Source organism: Ruegeria sp. HKCCA5463, from assembly GCF_013034175.1.
Classification (GTDB): domain Bacteria; phylum Pseudomonadota; class Alphaproteobacteria; order Rhodobacterales; family Rhodobacteraceae; genus Ruegeria.
This window is the reverse complement of record NZ_WQFL01000001.1, coordinates 1,061,798-1,076,759: the sequence shown is the minus strand read 5'-3', so window position 1 is coordinate 1,076,759 and position 14,962 is coordinate 1,061,798. Positions and strand designations below refer to the sequence as shown.

14 protein-coding genes are annotated in these 14,962 nt (G+C 56.9%); 8 read left to right on the top strand and 6 right to left on the bottom strand.

Translation table 11 applies throughout. The annotated features are described in order from the left end of the window. Window positions 1-3 precede the first annotated feature (3 nt). The 4 genes from GOW09_RS05390 to GOW09_RS05375 are packed head-to-tail and all read right to left on the bottom strand — an operon-like array spanning window position 4 to window position 3,315. A complete protein-coding gene (locus GOW09_RS05390; protein WP_171116241.1) occupies window positions 4-1,038 on the bottom strand; it encodes an LLM class flavin-dependent oxidoreductase in 1,035 nt (344 codons plus the stop codon). A 3-nt stretch (window positions 1,039-1,041) separates the two neighbouring features. After that, on the bottom strand, window positions 1,042-1,959 hold the full coding sequence (locus tag GOW09_RS05385) for a flavin reductase family protein (RefSeq protein ID WP_171116239.1): 918 nt from the start codon (window positions 1,957-1,959) through the stop codon (window positions 1,042-1,044). Beyond that, window positions 1,956-2,744, bottom strand: a complete 789-nt coding sequence (locus tag GOW09_RS05380) for an alpha/beta fold hydrolase (RefSeq protein ID WP_171116237.1) — start codon at window positions 2,742-2,744, stop codon at window positions 1,956-1,958. Before GOW09_RS05380 ends, GOW09_RS05385 begins: the two co-directional genes overlap by 4 nt. Beyond that, the gene (locus tag GOW09_RS05375; RefSeq protein ID WP_171116235.1) at window positions 2,716-3,315 is read right to left on the bottom strand and encodes an amino acid synthesis family protein; all 600 of its coding nucleotides are present in this window, start codon (window positions 3,313-3,315) and stop codon (window positions 2,716-2,718) included. Before GOW09_RS05375 ends, GOW09_RS05380 begins: the two co-directional genes overlap by 29 nt. 106 nt (window positions 3,316-3,421) lie before the next feature. On the opposite strand from GOW09_RS05375, the gene GOW09_RS05370 reads away from it, so the two are divergent. After that, the gene (locus tag GOW09_RS05370; protein ID WP_171116234.1) at window positions 3,422-4,264 is read left to right on the top strand and encodes a LysR family transcriptional regulator; all 843 of its coding nucleotides are present in this window, start codon (window positions 3,422-3,424) and stop codon (window positions 4,262-4,264) included. Between the two features lie 33 nt (window positions 4,265-4,297). On the opposite strand, the gene GOW09_RS05365 is transcribed toward GOW09_RS05370, so the two are convergent. Next, the gene (locus GOW09_RS05365) at window positions 4,298-5,482 is read right to left on the bottom strand and encodes a M24 family metallopeptidase (protein ID WP_171116232.1); all 1,185 of its coding nucleotides are present in this window, start codon (window positions 5,480-5,482) and stop codon (window positions 4,298-4,300) included. 194 nt (window positions 5,483-5,676) lie between these two features. Here GOW09_RS05365 and GOW09_RS05360 point away from each other — a divergent pair, with 194 nt between their 5' ends. From GOW09_RS05360 to GOW09_RS05330, 7 genes are all read left to right on the top strand, one after another. Then, entirely contained in the window at window positions 5,677-6,822 is a 1,146-nt protein-coding gene (locus tag GOW09_RS05360; RefSeq protein WP_171116230.1) for a Xaa-Pro peptidase family protein, read from the top strand. After that, a complete protein-coding gene (locus GOW09_RS05355) occupies window positions 6,819-7,529 on the top strand; it encodes an aspartate/glutamate racemase family protein (RefSeq protein WP_171116228.1) in 711 nt (236 codons plus the stop codon). The genes GOW09_RS05360 and GOW09_RS05355 overlap by 4 nt, the downstream gene beginning before the upstream one ends. Window positions 7,530-7,666: 137 nt before the next feature. Then, the gene (locus GOW09_RS05350) at window positions 7,667-8,767 is read left to right on the top strand and encodes an ABC transporter ATP-binding protein (protein WP_152457796.1); all 1,101 of its coding nucleotides are present in this window, start codon (window positions 7,667-7,669) and stop codon (window positions 8,765-8,767) included. Between the two features lie 103 nt (window positions 8,768-8,870). Continuing rightward, window positions 8,871-9,962 carry an extracellular solute-binding protein gene (locus GOW09_RS05345; protein WP_171116226.1) on the top strand — a complete coding sequence of 364 codons (1,092 nt, stop codon included), beginning with the start codon at window positions 8,871-8,873 and terminating at the stop codon, window positions 9,960-9,962. A gap of 72 nt (window positions 9,963-10,034) precedes the next feature. Next, window positions 10,035-11,309, top strand: a complete 1,275-nt coding sequence (locus tag GOW09_RS05340; RefSeq protein WP_152457798.1) for an ABC transporter permease — start codon at window positions 10,035-10,037, stop codon at window positions 11,307-11,309. Window positions 11,310-11,314: 5 nt separating this feature from the next. Further along, entirely contained in the window at window positions 11,315-12,526 is a 1,212-nt protein-coding gene (locus tag GOW09_RS05335; RefSeq protein WP_152457799.1) for an ABC transporter permease, read from the top strand. 163 nt (window positions 12,527-12,689) lie between these two features. Then, complete coding sequence (locus GOW09_RS05330; RefSeq protein WP_171116224.1) at window positions 12,690-13,910, top strand: aminopeptidase P family protein; 1,221 nt, start codon at window positions 12,690-12,692, stop codon at window positions 13,908-13,910. A gap of 33 nt (window positions 13,911-13,943) precedes the next feature. On the opposite strand, the gene speB is transcribed toward GOW09_RS05330, so the two are convergent. Further along, window positions 13,944-14,918, bottom strand: a complete 975-nt coding sequence (gene speB, locus GOW09_RS05325; protein ID WP_171116221.1) for an agmatinase — start codon at window positions 14,916-14,918, stop codon at window positions 13,944-13,946. Between the last annotated feature and the right edge of the window lie 44 nt (window positions 14,919-14,962).

The following is a 14,962-nucleotide window of genomic DNA, read 5'->3' as shown; positions in this document are numbered from 1 at the left end:
TCCTCACTGAAACTTTGGCATGACGTCGTCGATGAAACGGGCCAGCGATGCGCGTTTGCGTTCGAAACTCATACCGCTGTCTATCCAGAACGAATACTCATCATAGCCCAGATCTTCATAGCGTTTCAGACGTTCCGTGACACCATCTGCGGTCCCGATAGTCAGATCGCGCGCCAGGTTTTCCGGGGCCATCATCGTATTGGCCGCCATCTCTTCGTCGGTCAGCGTCTGGATCAAGCCCTGCCGGACCGGCCGCTTGTTTTGAAACCAGGCCCCGAAGTAGTTGTAGAAGCAAGACAATTCCCGAGCGGCCCGATCCAGATCAGCATCGTCATTGCCAACATAGGTGTGGTGCAGAAGCATGATCTTGGGGCGCGGCCCGTCATAGTTTGCGCAGGCATCCTCAAAGCGGCCCATCAGCGTTTCAATCTCATGCATGCCCTGCCAGAGCGGTGTGACCTGAATGTTAAAGCCGTTCTGCACACCGAATTCATGACTGTTCGGATCCCGCGCTGCGATCCAAATCGGTGGCCCGCCGGGTTGCACCGGTTTGGGGGCCGAGGTGGTAGCAGGGAATTTAAAATACTCTCCATCATGGTCACAGTCACCCGCCCACAGCCGGGGCAAAAGCGGCGCGATTTCTCGCATGCGCTGGCCAGCATCCCATGCATCCATTCCCGGCATCATCCGTTCATATTCATACGAATAGGCGCCGCGGGCGATGCCCAGCTCGATACGTCCGCCTGTCATCAGGTCCGCCGCAGCCGTTTCGCCCGCCAGTTTGATCGGATGCCAGAATGGTGCAACAACTGTACCCGTGCCAAGCCGCACATTCTTGGTGTGATGTGCGATATCGACCAAAGACATCAAAGGGTTGGGCGCGATCGTAAAGTCCATCCCGTGGTGCTCGCCGGTCCAGACGGCGCGCATTCCCGCCTCATCGGCCATTTTACACAGCGCGATGAATTCTTCATACAGCTTCTCATGGGGTTGATCGGGGCTCAGCCGTTCCATGTGTGCGAAAAGGGAAAACTCCATCCATCAGGTCCTTTCAGAAAAGCTGTGCACGTCGCCTTGCTGCGCACTGCCCAGATACAGTGAGAAGTCGCGGGTTCGGCTTTCCAGCGCGAAACGAGAAATCATGGTGGTGATTGGCGCCGTCGAGTAGCTAAGGGTTGCCAGGTCTTCAATCGCGACGGCCTCAAGCTTGCCATGTTTGGGAAGTTCCGGCGCATTTCCCAATATGTAGACATGATGCGCTGTGGCATCGTCATAGACCGAGTAGACCACGCCGAGACGTGCGTCGATGCCACGATCATGCAGATCCTGCCAAAGGCTGTCGCGCAACTGTCGACGGTCGGACAATGTGACCTGCGGCGGCCTGAAACCGGCATCCGTTTTCTCAAGCAGCACGCGGCCTTCGTGTTCGATGATTGCGCCACAGACGATCCTGCGCCCCGTCGGTTCAAGCGCGCCCCGTTCCAGCCCAAGGCTGAAGTACCGCCCGTTCGCGTAGCCCAGCGCCGGGCGGTCGTTGTGGGAATAGGTTTCGACCTGTCCGATCAGAACGCAATGGTCTCCTGCCTCGATCACCCGATGGGTCCGGCAGGAAAATGTCGCGACCGCGCCGTTGATCAAAGGGATCTCTCGCGCGTCGAGGTCATGGTCGGTTTTGGCGAACCGGTCACCTTTGAAGCCGGCGAAAGTGTTGGACACATCCTCTTGCCCCTCGGCCAGAACACTCACCGTGAAATGGGTGCAGGTCGAGAATTCGCCGTATGAAGACAAGTTCTTGCCGGGGCAAACGATCAACAGCGGCGGGTCGAGCGAAACCGAAGTGAAGGAATTTGCCGTGAAGCCCAGGGCCGTACCAGAGGCGCTGCGCGTGGTAACGACGGTCACGCCGGTCATGAATTTGCCGAATGCCCGCCGGAGATCGCGGGGGTCAATTTCGGTCATGATTGCACCTCGCTTTGAAAGCTGGAAATGGCGGCGTTGACCTGACTTGCATGTGTCATCGGCATCATATGGGCCGCCCCATCGATGATCAGCGCGCGGCCGTTCGGGGTGACTTCGGCCATTTTTCGCGACATGTCTGGGGTGGAGTTCGGCTCCTGACTGCCGGTTATGAACAGCGCGGGGCAGCGAAGTTTCCTCAACGCGTCGCGCCGCGGATTTTGGCCTTGGGCAAAAACCGTATAGGCCAGCTTGTAAGCAGCCGGATCCATGGCCGTCAGCCATTCGCAGCAGGCATCACGTTCAGGTGAACCGATGTCACCAAACCACCGGCGCAGCGTGCTGGTTGGGTCAACCGGTGTTTCTCCATCCAGTCCCGCCGCACGTTCCTGAACCGCCAGCGCGGCCTTTGCGCAGCGTTCAAAAACGGCATTCATTGCCACGACGCCGCAAATTCGGTCGGGCGCCTTGGTAGCAAGGTCCAACGCGATCATCGCGCCCATCGAGTGGCCGACAACAAGGACCGGACCGTTCAGATTGCCCAGCACGTTGTGTGCAGCATCACTGTATTCCGACAGTTCCGTACCGAAAAACCTCAGCGGGCTTTCGCCGTGACCGGGCATGTCCGGTGCCGTCAGGCGCGCTTCCGAGGCCAACCCGTCCAACTGCGCGCCCCAGGCTTCGGCCCGCAGGCCGACCCCGTGCAGCAACAGGATGTCCGGACCTGAGCCTGTCTGGATGGCGGCCAGCCCGCAGGTATCAGACCGCGGCCGGGTTGTCCACGTCATGACCCAAATCCTTGAGATCCTGATACCGGTCGCCGATACGGTGATGCGGTCTGCCCGAGGTTGCCGCCCCCAGTACCACCACAATTTCGTCGTCGCGCGGTGCGTCCGGGATCGAGAATTGAACGGTCAGGTAGTGAGACCGCCGCCCGGCATCGTTTTTGTCCATCAATGGCACCATGATCGGCGCATTTGCGGGGCCGCGCGTGTTCGTGAAAGCCAGATAGGATTTCGCGCTGACCGCCTGCCGGTAGTGGTTGCCGAACCGAAGGGTATGAATAATGCCTGAGGCGTGCTCGACCTCGCCATTCAATCCGACGACGGCTGCCTTGCCATAGGCTTCGATTGCGTCGCCACTGCCGGCCAACGCGATCATGCGGTCCGTCATCATCTTTCCCAATACGGGGCCATATGCGTGGATTTCCGGTTTGAGGTCTTCGACATATCGACCCGCCCAGGGATTGGTAATCACTGCGGCCACGGCAAACATGCGCCATGGGATTTCCGCAGGGCGAAATCCCTCGACAAGAACTTCCTCGTCGTAGGTAACAATCTTGCGTATTTCCGGCTTCATCACACCTCTCCTGTCGCGCTGGGAAAAGGTAGAAACGGGTGTGGTTTTTGACAAATGATTGAATTATGTGCTTTCGCATTAAAAAGATTAATGGATAACTTGATCAATGGCAAAATCACTTCCCCCCCTGACTTGGTTCCGATCCTTCGAGGCGGCGGCCCGGACCCTGAGTTTTACCGCAGCGGCCGAGGAAATCGGCCTGACCCAATCAGCCGTCAGTCAGCAGGTGAAATCCCTTGAAATGCGTCTGGGGACAGCGCTTTTCATAAGGCATCCGCGCAGTCTGGCCCTGACGGATGCAGGGCGGAAACTGCTGCCCGAAGTCGGCAGTGCGCTTGAGGCGCTTGCCGCCGCCGCCGGAAGGGCCGACGCAAGCGCACCAGGAGATGTCCTGACAGTGGCCACATCTGTCAGCGTCGCGCAATGGGTCATCGCCCCAAACCTCGCGGACTTCACCACCCGCAATCCCGAGATCAGTGTGCGGCTGCTCAGCGCAATCTGGCCTGACGATTTTCACGCGTCGCAAGCTGACGTTCAGGTCAGGTTCGGATCGGAAAAACAAGTGGGCAGGGGGGCCGAACGTTTGTGGCCGGACAGGCTTGTCGCTCTTAAGGCGCCGACGCTTGCAGGGGATCCGTTTGACCTTCCATTGATAGAGGCAGTCGGCACTTCAAGCGGATGGAAGACGTGGTTCGACAAGCAGGGCGTACAGCGGCAGCCTGCCGTTTTCGTCGATACGTTCGGCATGGCGCTTCAATTGGCGGTTCATGGCAGCGGGGTTGCCCTGATCAGCGAGTTTCTGGCGAAACATGCGATGATAACCGGTCTTGTCGAAAGCGCACATGACAGCACTGTCGAATGCAACGAAGGGTATTATCTTTCCGCCAATGCCAGCAATCCGGCGGCCGCATTGTTTCGGGACTGGTTGCTTGAACAGATACGTGTTTGATCAGGCGCGGGCCCAGGATCGTTCGTGCACCACTCAGGGCTTGACGATTACTTTGCGTGGTCGTTTGCACAGACACTCTGCGGGACCGTTTTCCTTGATCAGGATGGTTTCGGTGATCGCAAGCCCCCAATCATCCATCCAGAGCCCGGGCATGAAGTGAAATGTCATGCCAGCTTCGAGGATCGTATTGTCTTCGTCCCGCAGCGAGATCGTGCGTTCGCCCCAGTCCGGAGGATAGCTGAGGCCGACAGGATAGCCGCAGCGGGCACCGCGTTCGATCCCCGCACGTTCGAGAGGCGCCGCAAGCGCTTTGGCGATATCCTTCGCGCGATTGCCGGGGCGCGCAGCCTCCAGACCCGCTTCCAACCCCTCGACCAAGGCCGCCTCGGCCCTTTTGAGATAATCAGGCGGTTGACCCAGAAATACCGACCGGCAGAACGGAGCATGATATCGGCGATAGCAGCCAGAGAGCTCGAAGAAGGTGCATTCGCCCGATTTGAACACATCTCCATTCCAGGTCAGGTGCGGCGCGGCGGCATCTGAGCCGGACGGCAAAAGTGGGACGATGGCTGCGTAATCCCCCCAGTCATCACCGACGCCCGTGATTGCGTCATGGTAAATCTGTGCGACCAGCTCGTTCTTGCGCAGGCCGGGTTCAACGCGCTCAAGCACGCCGTCAGTCACAAACTCTGAAATCCGGGCCGCCTTGCGCATCAGGGCGATTTCTTCGTCGGATTTCACGACCCGTTGCCAGTTGACCAAGGCCGTTGCATCGATCAGGGTTGCCCCGGGCAGTTCCGTTGTCAAAGTAATATGGGCTTTGGCCGAGTAGTAATAATTGTCCAGTTCCACCCCAATTCGGCTTTGGCCGTGTCCGCAGTCCGCAATAAGTTTGGCCAGATCCTGCATTGGATGCCGTGTGGTCGACTGCACGAAGTGATCCGCGTATCCGAAAACCCGATCGTCCCCCATCCACACCGTGCGCAGCGCACCGTTTGCATCCTGCCGGCGCCCCCACCAGATCGGGTCCGCGTCAAGAAAGATCAAGGCACCCTGGTGAACGTAAAATGACCAGCCATCATACCCGGTGAGCCATCCGATGTTCGAAGGGTCTTCGACAAAAAGGCAGTCAATTCCCTTTGCGGCCATCGCCTTTCGGGTCTTGGCAAGACGGCGATCATATTCCGCCCGGCTGAAGGCTGGATCAGAGTGGGTCATTGGCGCCTCCGGTCAACAAAAGACTTTGGTTGACAGAACCCTACCGATCCGCTCACGTCAACGAACGAAAATTCGGGGGGCTGCATGAAAGCCGATATCAATCTACACCGAACGGGCCATAGCACCGGGCCAATCAAGCGGTGTCGTTTCAACGGTTCAGCCTGCATGCGACGCACCACCTGTGAGGTCGCCGGATGAGAGGGTTCGAGCCAGCAGAATTCGCAGCGCGTACCGAACGCGCACAGGTGATGATGAATGCCGCTGGCCTGTCGGCGCTGCTGCTGACCACGGAAACCGACGTGCGTTACTTTACCGGATACCTGACCAGATTCTGGGAAAGCCCGACCCGCCCTTGGTTCCTGATCCTGCCTGCGGCCGGTAAACCGGTTGCGGTTATCCCTTCGATCGGCGCCTCGTTGATGGGGCAAACCTGGATCGACGACATCCGAACGTGGAGCTCACCCGACCTTCAGGATGACGGCGTCTCGCTTTTGACGGATGCCCTGACGGAATTGACACCCCTCAAAGGCCGTATTGGAATGCCCGATGGTCACGAGACGCACGCGCGTATGCCCGTGTCGGATATTGAACGCCTGCGAAACAGGCTCGGTTCGCGCCACATCACCGGAGATCACGGTATTTTGCGCCAACTTCGCATGGTCAAATCCGAGGCGGAAATCGCCAAGATCGAAACCGCATGCGCCATAGCCGGTCGGACCTTCGCCCGAGTTCCCGAGATTGCTCGGGCAGGCGTGCCTTTGGATGAAGTATTTCGCGGTTTCCAGATACTCTGTCTGGAAGAGGGTGCCGACTGGGTGCCGTATCTCGCAGGTGGGGCAGAGCAGGGCGGTTACTCTAACGTAATATCGCCGGCGTCTTCGTCCCCCTTGGAGGATGGCGATGTACTGATGCTTGATACCGGCTTGGTCTGGGATGGCTATTTCAGTGACTTCGACCGCAACTGGTCGGTCGGCCCAGCAAATCCGGACGTGAAATCTGCTTACGCCAGGCTGATTGAGGCGTCTGATGCTGCTTTCGAGATTGCCCGCCCCGGCGCCACCGCAGCAGAGCTGTTTCATGCCATGAACGCCGTGCTGACCAAGGCATCCGAAAGCACAGATGCCGGTCGGTTGGGGCACGGGTTGGGAATGTCGCTGACCGAATGGCCGTCGCTCATCCCGACGGACCAGACAGTTCTTGAGCCAGGCATGGTGCTGACCTTGGAGCCGGGCATTGCCGTTGGTGGCAAGATCTTGGTTCACGAAGAAAACATCGTCGTAACAGACGATGTTCCGCGCTTTATCAGCCCGCGTATCGGGCCGGAGATGATCCAGCTATGACCTACGTGCCATACACGCTTGACGAGGACGACCCGCAAGCCCCGCCGCTTGGATTGATTGTTCTTCAGGTCGACGAGACGATCGAGCCGGAATTCAGCAAGATTTTCTCGGACCGGAAAAACCCGTTGTATGTAACACGGATACCCAGCGGCATTGAAGTGACACCGGAAACCCTGGCCGAGATGGAAGAGGCCCTGCCGGCGGCGGCGGGATTGCTGCCCAGCGCGCGTCCTTTCCGGGTGGTGGGTTATGGCTGCACGTCCGCAAGTTCCGTCATTGGTTCAGAACGTGTGGAGGAACTTGTCAAACAGTCGTGCAAAACAAAAGAGGTTACGAACCCTTTGCGCGCTGCCACGGCCTGCGCCGCGGATCTTGGCGTGTCCAGGTTTGCACTGCTGTCGCCTTACATCGAAGAGGTCAACGCACCGCTGCGTGCCGCGTTTTCGGAAAACGGAATAACCATGGATGTTTTCGGGACATTCGGGCAGGCCGAAGAGGCAAAGGTTGCTCGGATTTCGGTGCAGTCCGTGATCGAAGCTGCGACAGAATTGGGATCTGATCCGTCGGTAGAAGCGGTATTCATTAGCTGCACCAACCTTCGGACCATTGAAGCAATCCCTGAGATTCGCAAACGGATTGGTAAGCCTGTTCTTTCAAGCAATCAAAGTCTTGCATGGCATATGGGTCGCCTCAATCTTGCTGATTGAAACAGCAAATATGATATGAATATTCGCAAAAGCGTCATCTAATGTTGCCAAGTGCCTACTGCATGGTCTTAACTGCTGACTACAGATCAATGAAATCCGCAACTCTCGGATAATCATTTGACGCAACAGGGGGTCTTGTGACCGACACAAATACTGATGCCGCGTTTGTTGAATTCCAACGCGTACAAAAATCTTATGATGGCGAGAATCTCGTTGTCAAAGATCTCAACCTTGCAATGCCTAAAGGCGAATTCCTGACCATGCTCGGGCCGTCCGGGTCTGGAAAGACAACCTGCCTTATGATGCTTGCCGGATTCGAAACCGCCACACATGGCGAAATCCTTCTTGACGGGAAGCCCATCAACAATATCCCTCCACACAAGCGTGGGATTGGCATGGTCTTCCAGAACTACGCCCTGTTTCCGCATATGACGGTGGCCGAAAACCTTTCATTCCCCTTGGAAGTTCGCAAATTGGGCAAGTCTGAACGGGATGAAAAGGTTCAGCGTGCCCTGGACATGGTTCAGATGGGTGCGTTTGGTGGGCGGCGCCCGGCTCAGTTGTCTGGCGGTCAGCAACAACGAATAGCCTTGGCGCGCGCCTTGGTTTTCGAACCCGAACTGGTGTTGATGGATGAACCCCTGGGCGCACTGGACAAACAGCTGCGCGAGCATATGCAGTTTGAAATCACGCGTCTTGCGCATGAGCTTGGAATTACCACGGTCTATGTGACGCATGACCAGACCGAAGCGTTGACTATGTCGGATCGTGTCGCTGTGTTCGACGATGGCCGTATTCAGCAGCTTGCACCGCCTGATCAGCTTTATGAAGAACCAGAAAACAGCTTTGTTGCCCAATTCATCGGGGAAAACAACACCTTGGAAGGTGTCATCAAATCGATTGATGGCGACACATGCCTTGTCCAACTCGATGATGGCTCTGAAATTGACGCGGTTCCGATCAATGTTCGCAATCCGGGCGAAAGGACAAAGGTGTCAATCCGGCCTGAGCGGGTGGAATTCAACAAGGATCGCTTGCACGCCGATGCTCATACGCTGAAAGCGACTGTCAAAGAATTCATCTACATGGGTGACGTATTCCGTTTCCGCATGTCCGTTGCAGGAAATGATGAATTCATCGTCAAAACACGGAACGCGCCAGACGCAATCCGCCTGACCCCCGGTCAGGAGATCGAGATCGGCTGGCTGGCTCAGGATTGTCGTGCGCTCGACGCATAGGCCAAGTCGCGCGGAACAAGCGCGACCTCACTGAGGGACCGGCTGGTGAAAACCCGTGCATCAGTCGACCACACACATAAACGGGAAGAACTGGGAGTAATTCATGAAGAAAACCAAAACATTGTTGACAGCAGCGGCACTTGGGGCGGTTGCCGGCGGTGCGTTCGCCGAGGAGATGACGATCGTTTCCTGGGGCGGCGCTTATTCCAAATCGCAGCTGAAGGCGTATCACGAGCCCTATTCTGAAAAGACAGGTGTCACCATCCTGAATGATGACAGCTCAGCCGAAGCGGTTGCAAAACTGCGCGCGATGAACGAAGCCGGCAATATCACCTGGGACGTGGTCGATGTTGTGGCCGCAGACGCAATTCGTCTGTGTGACGAAGGGCTTGCGCTGGAAATCGACTTTGACACCCAGCTTGCCCCCGCGCCGGATGGCACACCTGCCTCCGAAGATTTCGGCGACCTGTTGGTCAGCGACTGCTTTATTCCGCAGATCGTGTACTCAACCACCTTCGGTTACCGTACCGACCTGGTCGGCGATACACCCCCAACCGATATCTGCGCTGTGTTCGATCTGGAAGCTTACCCCGGCAAGCGCTCGTTGGAAAAACGCCCGATCAACAATATGGAATGGGCCCTTTTGTGCGATGGCGTCGCGAAGGAAGAAGTCTATGACGTTCTGGCCACTCCGGAAGGTCAGGATCAGGCGCTGGCCAAGCTAGGAACCATCAAAGACAGCGTTGTCTGGTGGTCTGCGGGTGCCGACACGCCGCAGCTGCTGGCCGATGGAGAGGTTGTCATGGGTTCTACCTATAACGGCCGTTTGTTCAGCGTAATCGAAGAGCAGAAGCAGCCGGTCGCCATGCTTTGGGACGCTCAGGTGTTCGATCTGGATGGTTGGATCATTCCCGCCGGTCTGAGCGAAGAGCGTCAGAAGCGCGCGCTGGACTACATCATGTTCGCGACCGATACCCAGCGTCTGGCGGATCAGGCCAAGTACATCTCGTACGGCCCGGCCCGTGCATCGTCGGCTCCGCTGGTGGGTAAGCATGCCGAACTGGGTATCGATATGGCACCCCATATGCCAACCGATCCGGAAAACGCCAAGAACACGTTCCTGTACAACTATGAGTTCTGGGCGGACTACCGTGACGACATCGACGCCAAATTCCAGGCGTGGCTGGCGCAATAATCCAGTTTTGAATTGGTGACACTGTCAGGGGCGGGAAACTGCCCCTGACCCCAAAAAAGCCAAGGGGCAACAATGACCGACGCCACCCAAAACGCGGGCCCTATGCTGGCCGCTGATGGAACACCGCTCAAGCAGTCGCTGGCGCGGTCGCTACGCAGGCAAAAGCTCCGGGCGTTGCTGTTGGTTGCTCCGCTTCTCCTCTTTGTCCTGTTTTCATTCATCGTTCCCATTGCATCGATGCTGTTCAGGTCCGTTGAAAACAGTATCGTGTCCGACACGCTTCCCTTGACCGTAGAAGCCCTGAACAACTGGGACGAGCAGTCAGGTGAGTTGCCGGGTGAGGATGTATACGAGGCCTTTGTCCGCGACATGATTGTTGCGATTGACAACAAAGAGCACACAAGGCTCGGTTCGCGTTTGAACTACGAAGAGACTGGCATGTCTTCGATGTTCCGCAGGTCCGGGCGCCAGATCAAAAAACTGGACCCTGAAACGGATGGGCCGTTCAAGGAAAAATTGATCGAGATTCATGACGGATGGGGAGACCCGCAAACCTGGCGAGTGATCAAGACCCACTCACCAGCGATTACCAATGGTTACTTCCTGAATGCCGTCGATATGCGCAGAACCCCGGAAGGCGCACAGGCCCAACCCGAAGACAAGCAAATCCTGATAAAGCTTTTTGGACGTACTCTGTTCATGTCGCTCGTAATAACAGGTGCTTGTATCCTGCTTGCTTATCCTGTCAGTTATTTGTTGGCGACACTTCCGATGCGGGTATCGAACCTGTTGATGATACTTGTCCTTTTGCCCTTCTGGACGTCCCTTCTGGTTCGAACGTCCGCCTGGAAGGTCATGTTGCAGCAACAGGGGGTTATTAACGATACCCTCGTTTGGTTGGGGCTGGTCGCTGATGACGCTCGCCTGATCATAATCAACAACCAGATCGGCACCATCATCGCGATGACACACATCCTTTTGCCGTTCATGATCTTGCCAATGTATTCGGTGATGCAGACCATTCCGCCGTCTTACACGCGTGCGGCCAAATCCATGGGTGCAACGAACTGGACGACGTTCTGGCGCATCTACTTCCCGCAATCCGTGCCCGGAATCGGAGCCGGTTCGATCCTCGTGTTCATTCTGGCGATTGGGTACTACATCACGCCCGAGATCGTGGGCGGCACCAAGGGCGTCTTTATCTCGAACCGGATTGCCTATCACATCTCGTCCTCACTGAACTGGGGGCTGGCTGCGGCCTTGGGTACGATCCTTCTGGCGGTCGTGCTGTTGCTCTACTGGGTCTACGACAAGATCGTGGGCATCGATAACGTGAAGTTGGGATAATCAAGATGGCAGCACTGACACCGATATCCCGCAAACCCATGTCCATGGTTTTGCCCAGTGTCGCACTAGCCGGGGCATTTGCCGGCATTTTCGTCGGGGCCGGAAATGGTTCGGTCCTTCTGGGCATACTGGGCGGAGCCGTCCTGATCGCGGGGCTGGCCTGGGTCTACATAAATATCGTGAAGAACGAAAACCTCGCACGCTTGATCAATATCATCGGATTCGGTGTCGTGGGTTTTTTAGTGGCCGGGTTGATGGGCGGTGTATTGGGGCTGCTCGGCGGCTGGTTTTTCGCCTGGTTTATCTATTGGTTGTACGAGGGGCGGTATAGGCGCAAGCTGCTGCCGTATCTCACGGCACAACAGGTTTTCTATCACTACCTGTTTCGCGTGATCTGTGGTGCGATCTTCGTCTTTCTGATCACGCCGATTCTGGTGGTGTTGCCGTTGTCTTTCAACGCGCAGGACTTCTTTACCTTCACGCCCGAGATGCTGCGGCTTGATCCGGAAGGCTATTCGCTGAAGCATTACCGAGATTTCTTCACCAACAACGAATGGCAACGCAGCTTCAAGAATTCGCTGATCATCGCGCCGATTGCGACGGTTATCTCGGTAACGTTAGGAACGCTGGCCGCGATCGGGCTCAGCCAGTCTCACGTTCCAGGACGCCGTGCGATCATGGGAATTCTGATTTCGCCGATGATTGTTCCGCTGATCATCTCGGCGACGGGTATGTTCTTTTTCTACAGTGATATCGGACGTTTCCTCGAAGGTACACTTGGCATGAACAAGAACTTCGTAGGCTATCTGAAAGTTATCCTGGCCCACGCCGTGCTGGGTATTCCCTTTGTGATCATTACCGTGACGGCGACCTTGGTGGGCTTTGATCGATCTCTGACACGGGCGGCTGCCAATATGGGCGCAGGGCCCGTTAGGACCTTCTTCAAGATACAGATGCCGTTGATATTGCCGGGGGTTATCTCGGGCGGCCTGTTTGCCTTCATCACATCGTTCGACGAAGTGGTCGTGGTCTTGTTTGTGGGCTCCGCCTCGCAAAAGACATTGCCGTGGCAGATGTTCACCGGTCTGCGGGAACAGATCAGTCCAACCATTCTGGCGGTCGCGACAATCCTTGTGGTCCTCTCCATTGCCCTGTTGACGACGGTCGAACTGTTGCGGCGTCGGTCAGAACGTCTGCGGGGTCTTTCGCCCGCTTGACGCAGCAAATCGTCTGATCTAACGATTCACCTGTTCATCTCTGCCGCGATGGCGTCGCGGCGACTACGGAGGTGATCGGCTCTCGGACCCCGAGACCGCCTGTCCTGAACGCCGGGACATGTGGCCGGGAAAATGCATGCCCGGCATAGATGAGAGACCAAGGATGACTGACATTTCAAACCGCCCTCAGTTCTTCACCTGCCACAATGGTGAAAAGGCCCCGTTGCCGTTCAGCAAAGCCGAATATGACCGCCGTCTTGGCAAGCTGCGCGCCATTATGGCCCAGCGGGATATCCCGGTGGTGCTGCTGACGTCGATGCAGAATATCGCCTATTATTCAGGCTTTCTGTATTGTGCGTTCGGGCGCCCCTATGGCTGCGTTGTGACCCAGGACAACTGCACCACCGTGTCCGCCAATATTGATGCCGGGCAACCCTGGCGCCGGTCGGTTGAAGACAATGTGATCTATACGGACTGGAAACGCGACAACTACTGGCGGGCAGTTGCGAGCCTGATCGGCAATGCAAAGCGGATCGGCATCGAAGGCGACCACATGACGCTTGCGGTGCGCGACACGGCGCTGAACATGCTGGGTGAGCCTGAGTTGGTTGACATCGCGGCCGACACCATGGCCGCACGGATGATCAAATCCGCTGAAGAAATCGAATTGATCAAAGGCGGTGCCCGTACTGCCGATGTGGGTGGTGCTGCGATCCATGCCGCAATTCGCGAAGGCGCAACCGAAATCGAAATTGCGATGGCCGGCCGAGACGCGATGGAAGTGGAAATCGCGCGGGCCTACCCGGAATCCGAATACCGTGACACCTGGGTTTGGTTTCAATCGGGTTTGAACACCGACGGCGCGCATAACCCGGTCACCAAACGCGCGTTGCAAAAAGGCGATATCCTGTCGCTGAACACCTTTCCGATGATCTCGGGCTATTACACCGCCCTGGAGCGGACCCTGTTTCTGGGCGAGCCGGATGCCGACAGCCTGCGCCTGTGGAAGGCCAATGTGGCCGCGCATGAACTTGGACTGAGCCTGATCAAACCCGGTGCCACATGTTCCGGTATCACCGCCGAGATCAACCGGTTCTTTGCCGACGAAGGTCTGCTTCAATATCGTTCCTTCGGCTATGGGCACTCGTTTGGTGTTCTGAGCCACTACTATGGTCGCGAAGCCGGTCTGGAACTCCGCGAAGACATCGACACAGTGCTGGAACCCGGCATGGTGGTGTCGATCGAGCCGATGCTGTGGATCCCCGAAGGCCAGCCCGGTGCAGGCGGTTACAGGGAACACGATATTTTGGTGGTGGGCGAAGACGGAGCCGAAAACATCACAGGCTTCCCCTACGGGCCGGGGCACAACATTATCGACGCCTGAGGTTTTGGGTGGAGCTTCCGCTCCACCCGCTTTTCACGTGCGTCGGGCACGTTCGTGAAAAATGAAACCCAGAAAATTCAACAGCAGCTGCGCCGCCAGAATCTGAGTGCTTTCAGTGGGGTCGTAGGCGGGGGCCACCTCGACCAGATCGATGCCCACCACGTCACCCCTTTTCGCCAGCCCCTGAAGGATTTCCAGAACGTCGTAGTACAAGAACCCTCCGTGGCTTGGAGTGCCGGTTCCTGGCGCGATTGAGGGGCAGAACGCATCGATATCGATCGTTACATAGTACCGTTTGCCTTCGGGAATGCGGTCAAGAACGGCCTCTGTTCCCAACCTGCGAACCTGCCGCACGGACAGGATGTCCGATCCGCGCGCACGCGCGTCGTCATACCCTTCCTTGGCGGTGGACGATACGTTTCGAATGCCCAGCTGGTTCATCCCTGAAACATAGTCTTTCTCGATCGCGCGGCGCATGGGATTTCCGTGTCCGTTGGTGACGCCATGACGTTCATCTACAAAGTCCAAATGCGCATCGATTTGAACAACATGGATCGGGCCGTTTTCGACGCAGTCGCTTTCAAATGCGGAAATGCAGGGGATGTTGACCGAATGATCACCGCCAATCACCAGCGGAAGTGCCCCGGCCTCGAGAATTTTTTGCACGCCAAAGGCTATGTTCTTGTGGCTGGTCTGGGTCTTGGTGTGGACAATATCCGCATCGCCCAGGTCGACGATCCGAACCGAGCTGTCCAGATAGGTCGCGTCATCCTCATGATCATAGGCGCCGGCATGGCCAAAACTGAAAAGTGTCGATGCCTCTCGCACGGCCCGAGGACCAAAACGCGCGCCGGGGCGCCACTGAGTTCCAAAGTCGAACGGCGCGCCGAGCACGCAAACGTCGGCGTCAATTTTGTCCCAGTTCTCGACATATGGAGATTTTGCGAAGGTCGATATTCCGACAAAAGGAAGATTCAGTCGCCCGGACGCATATCCATGTTCCTGCACTTTTGGTCCTTTCGATGGTTAAGCCATTTTTTGCATGTGAACAT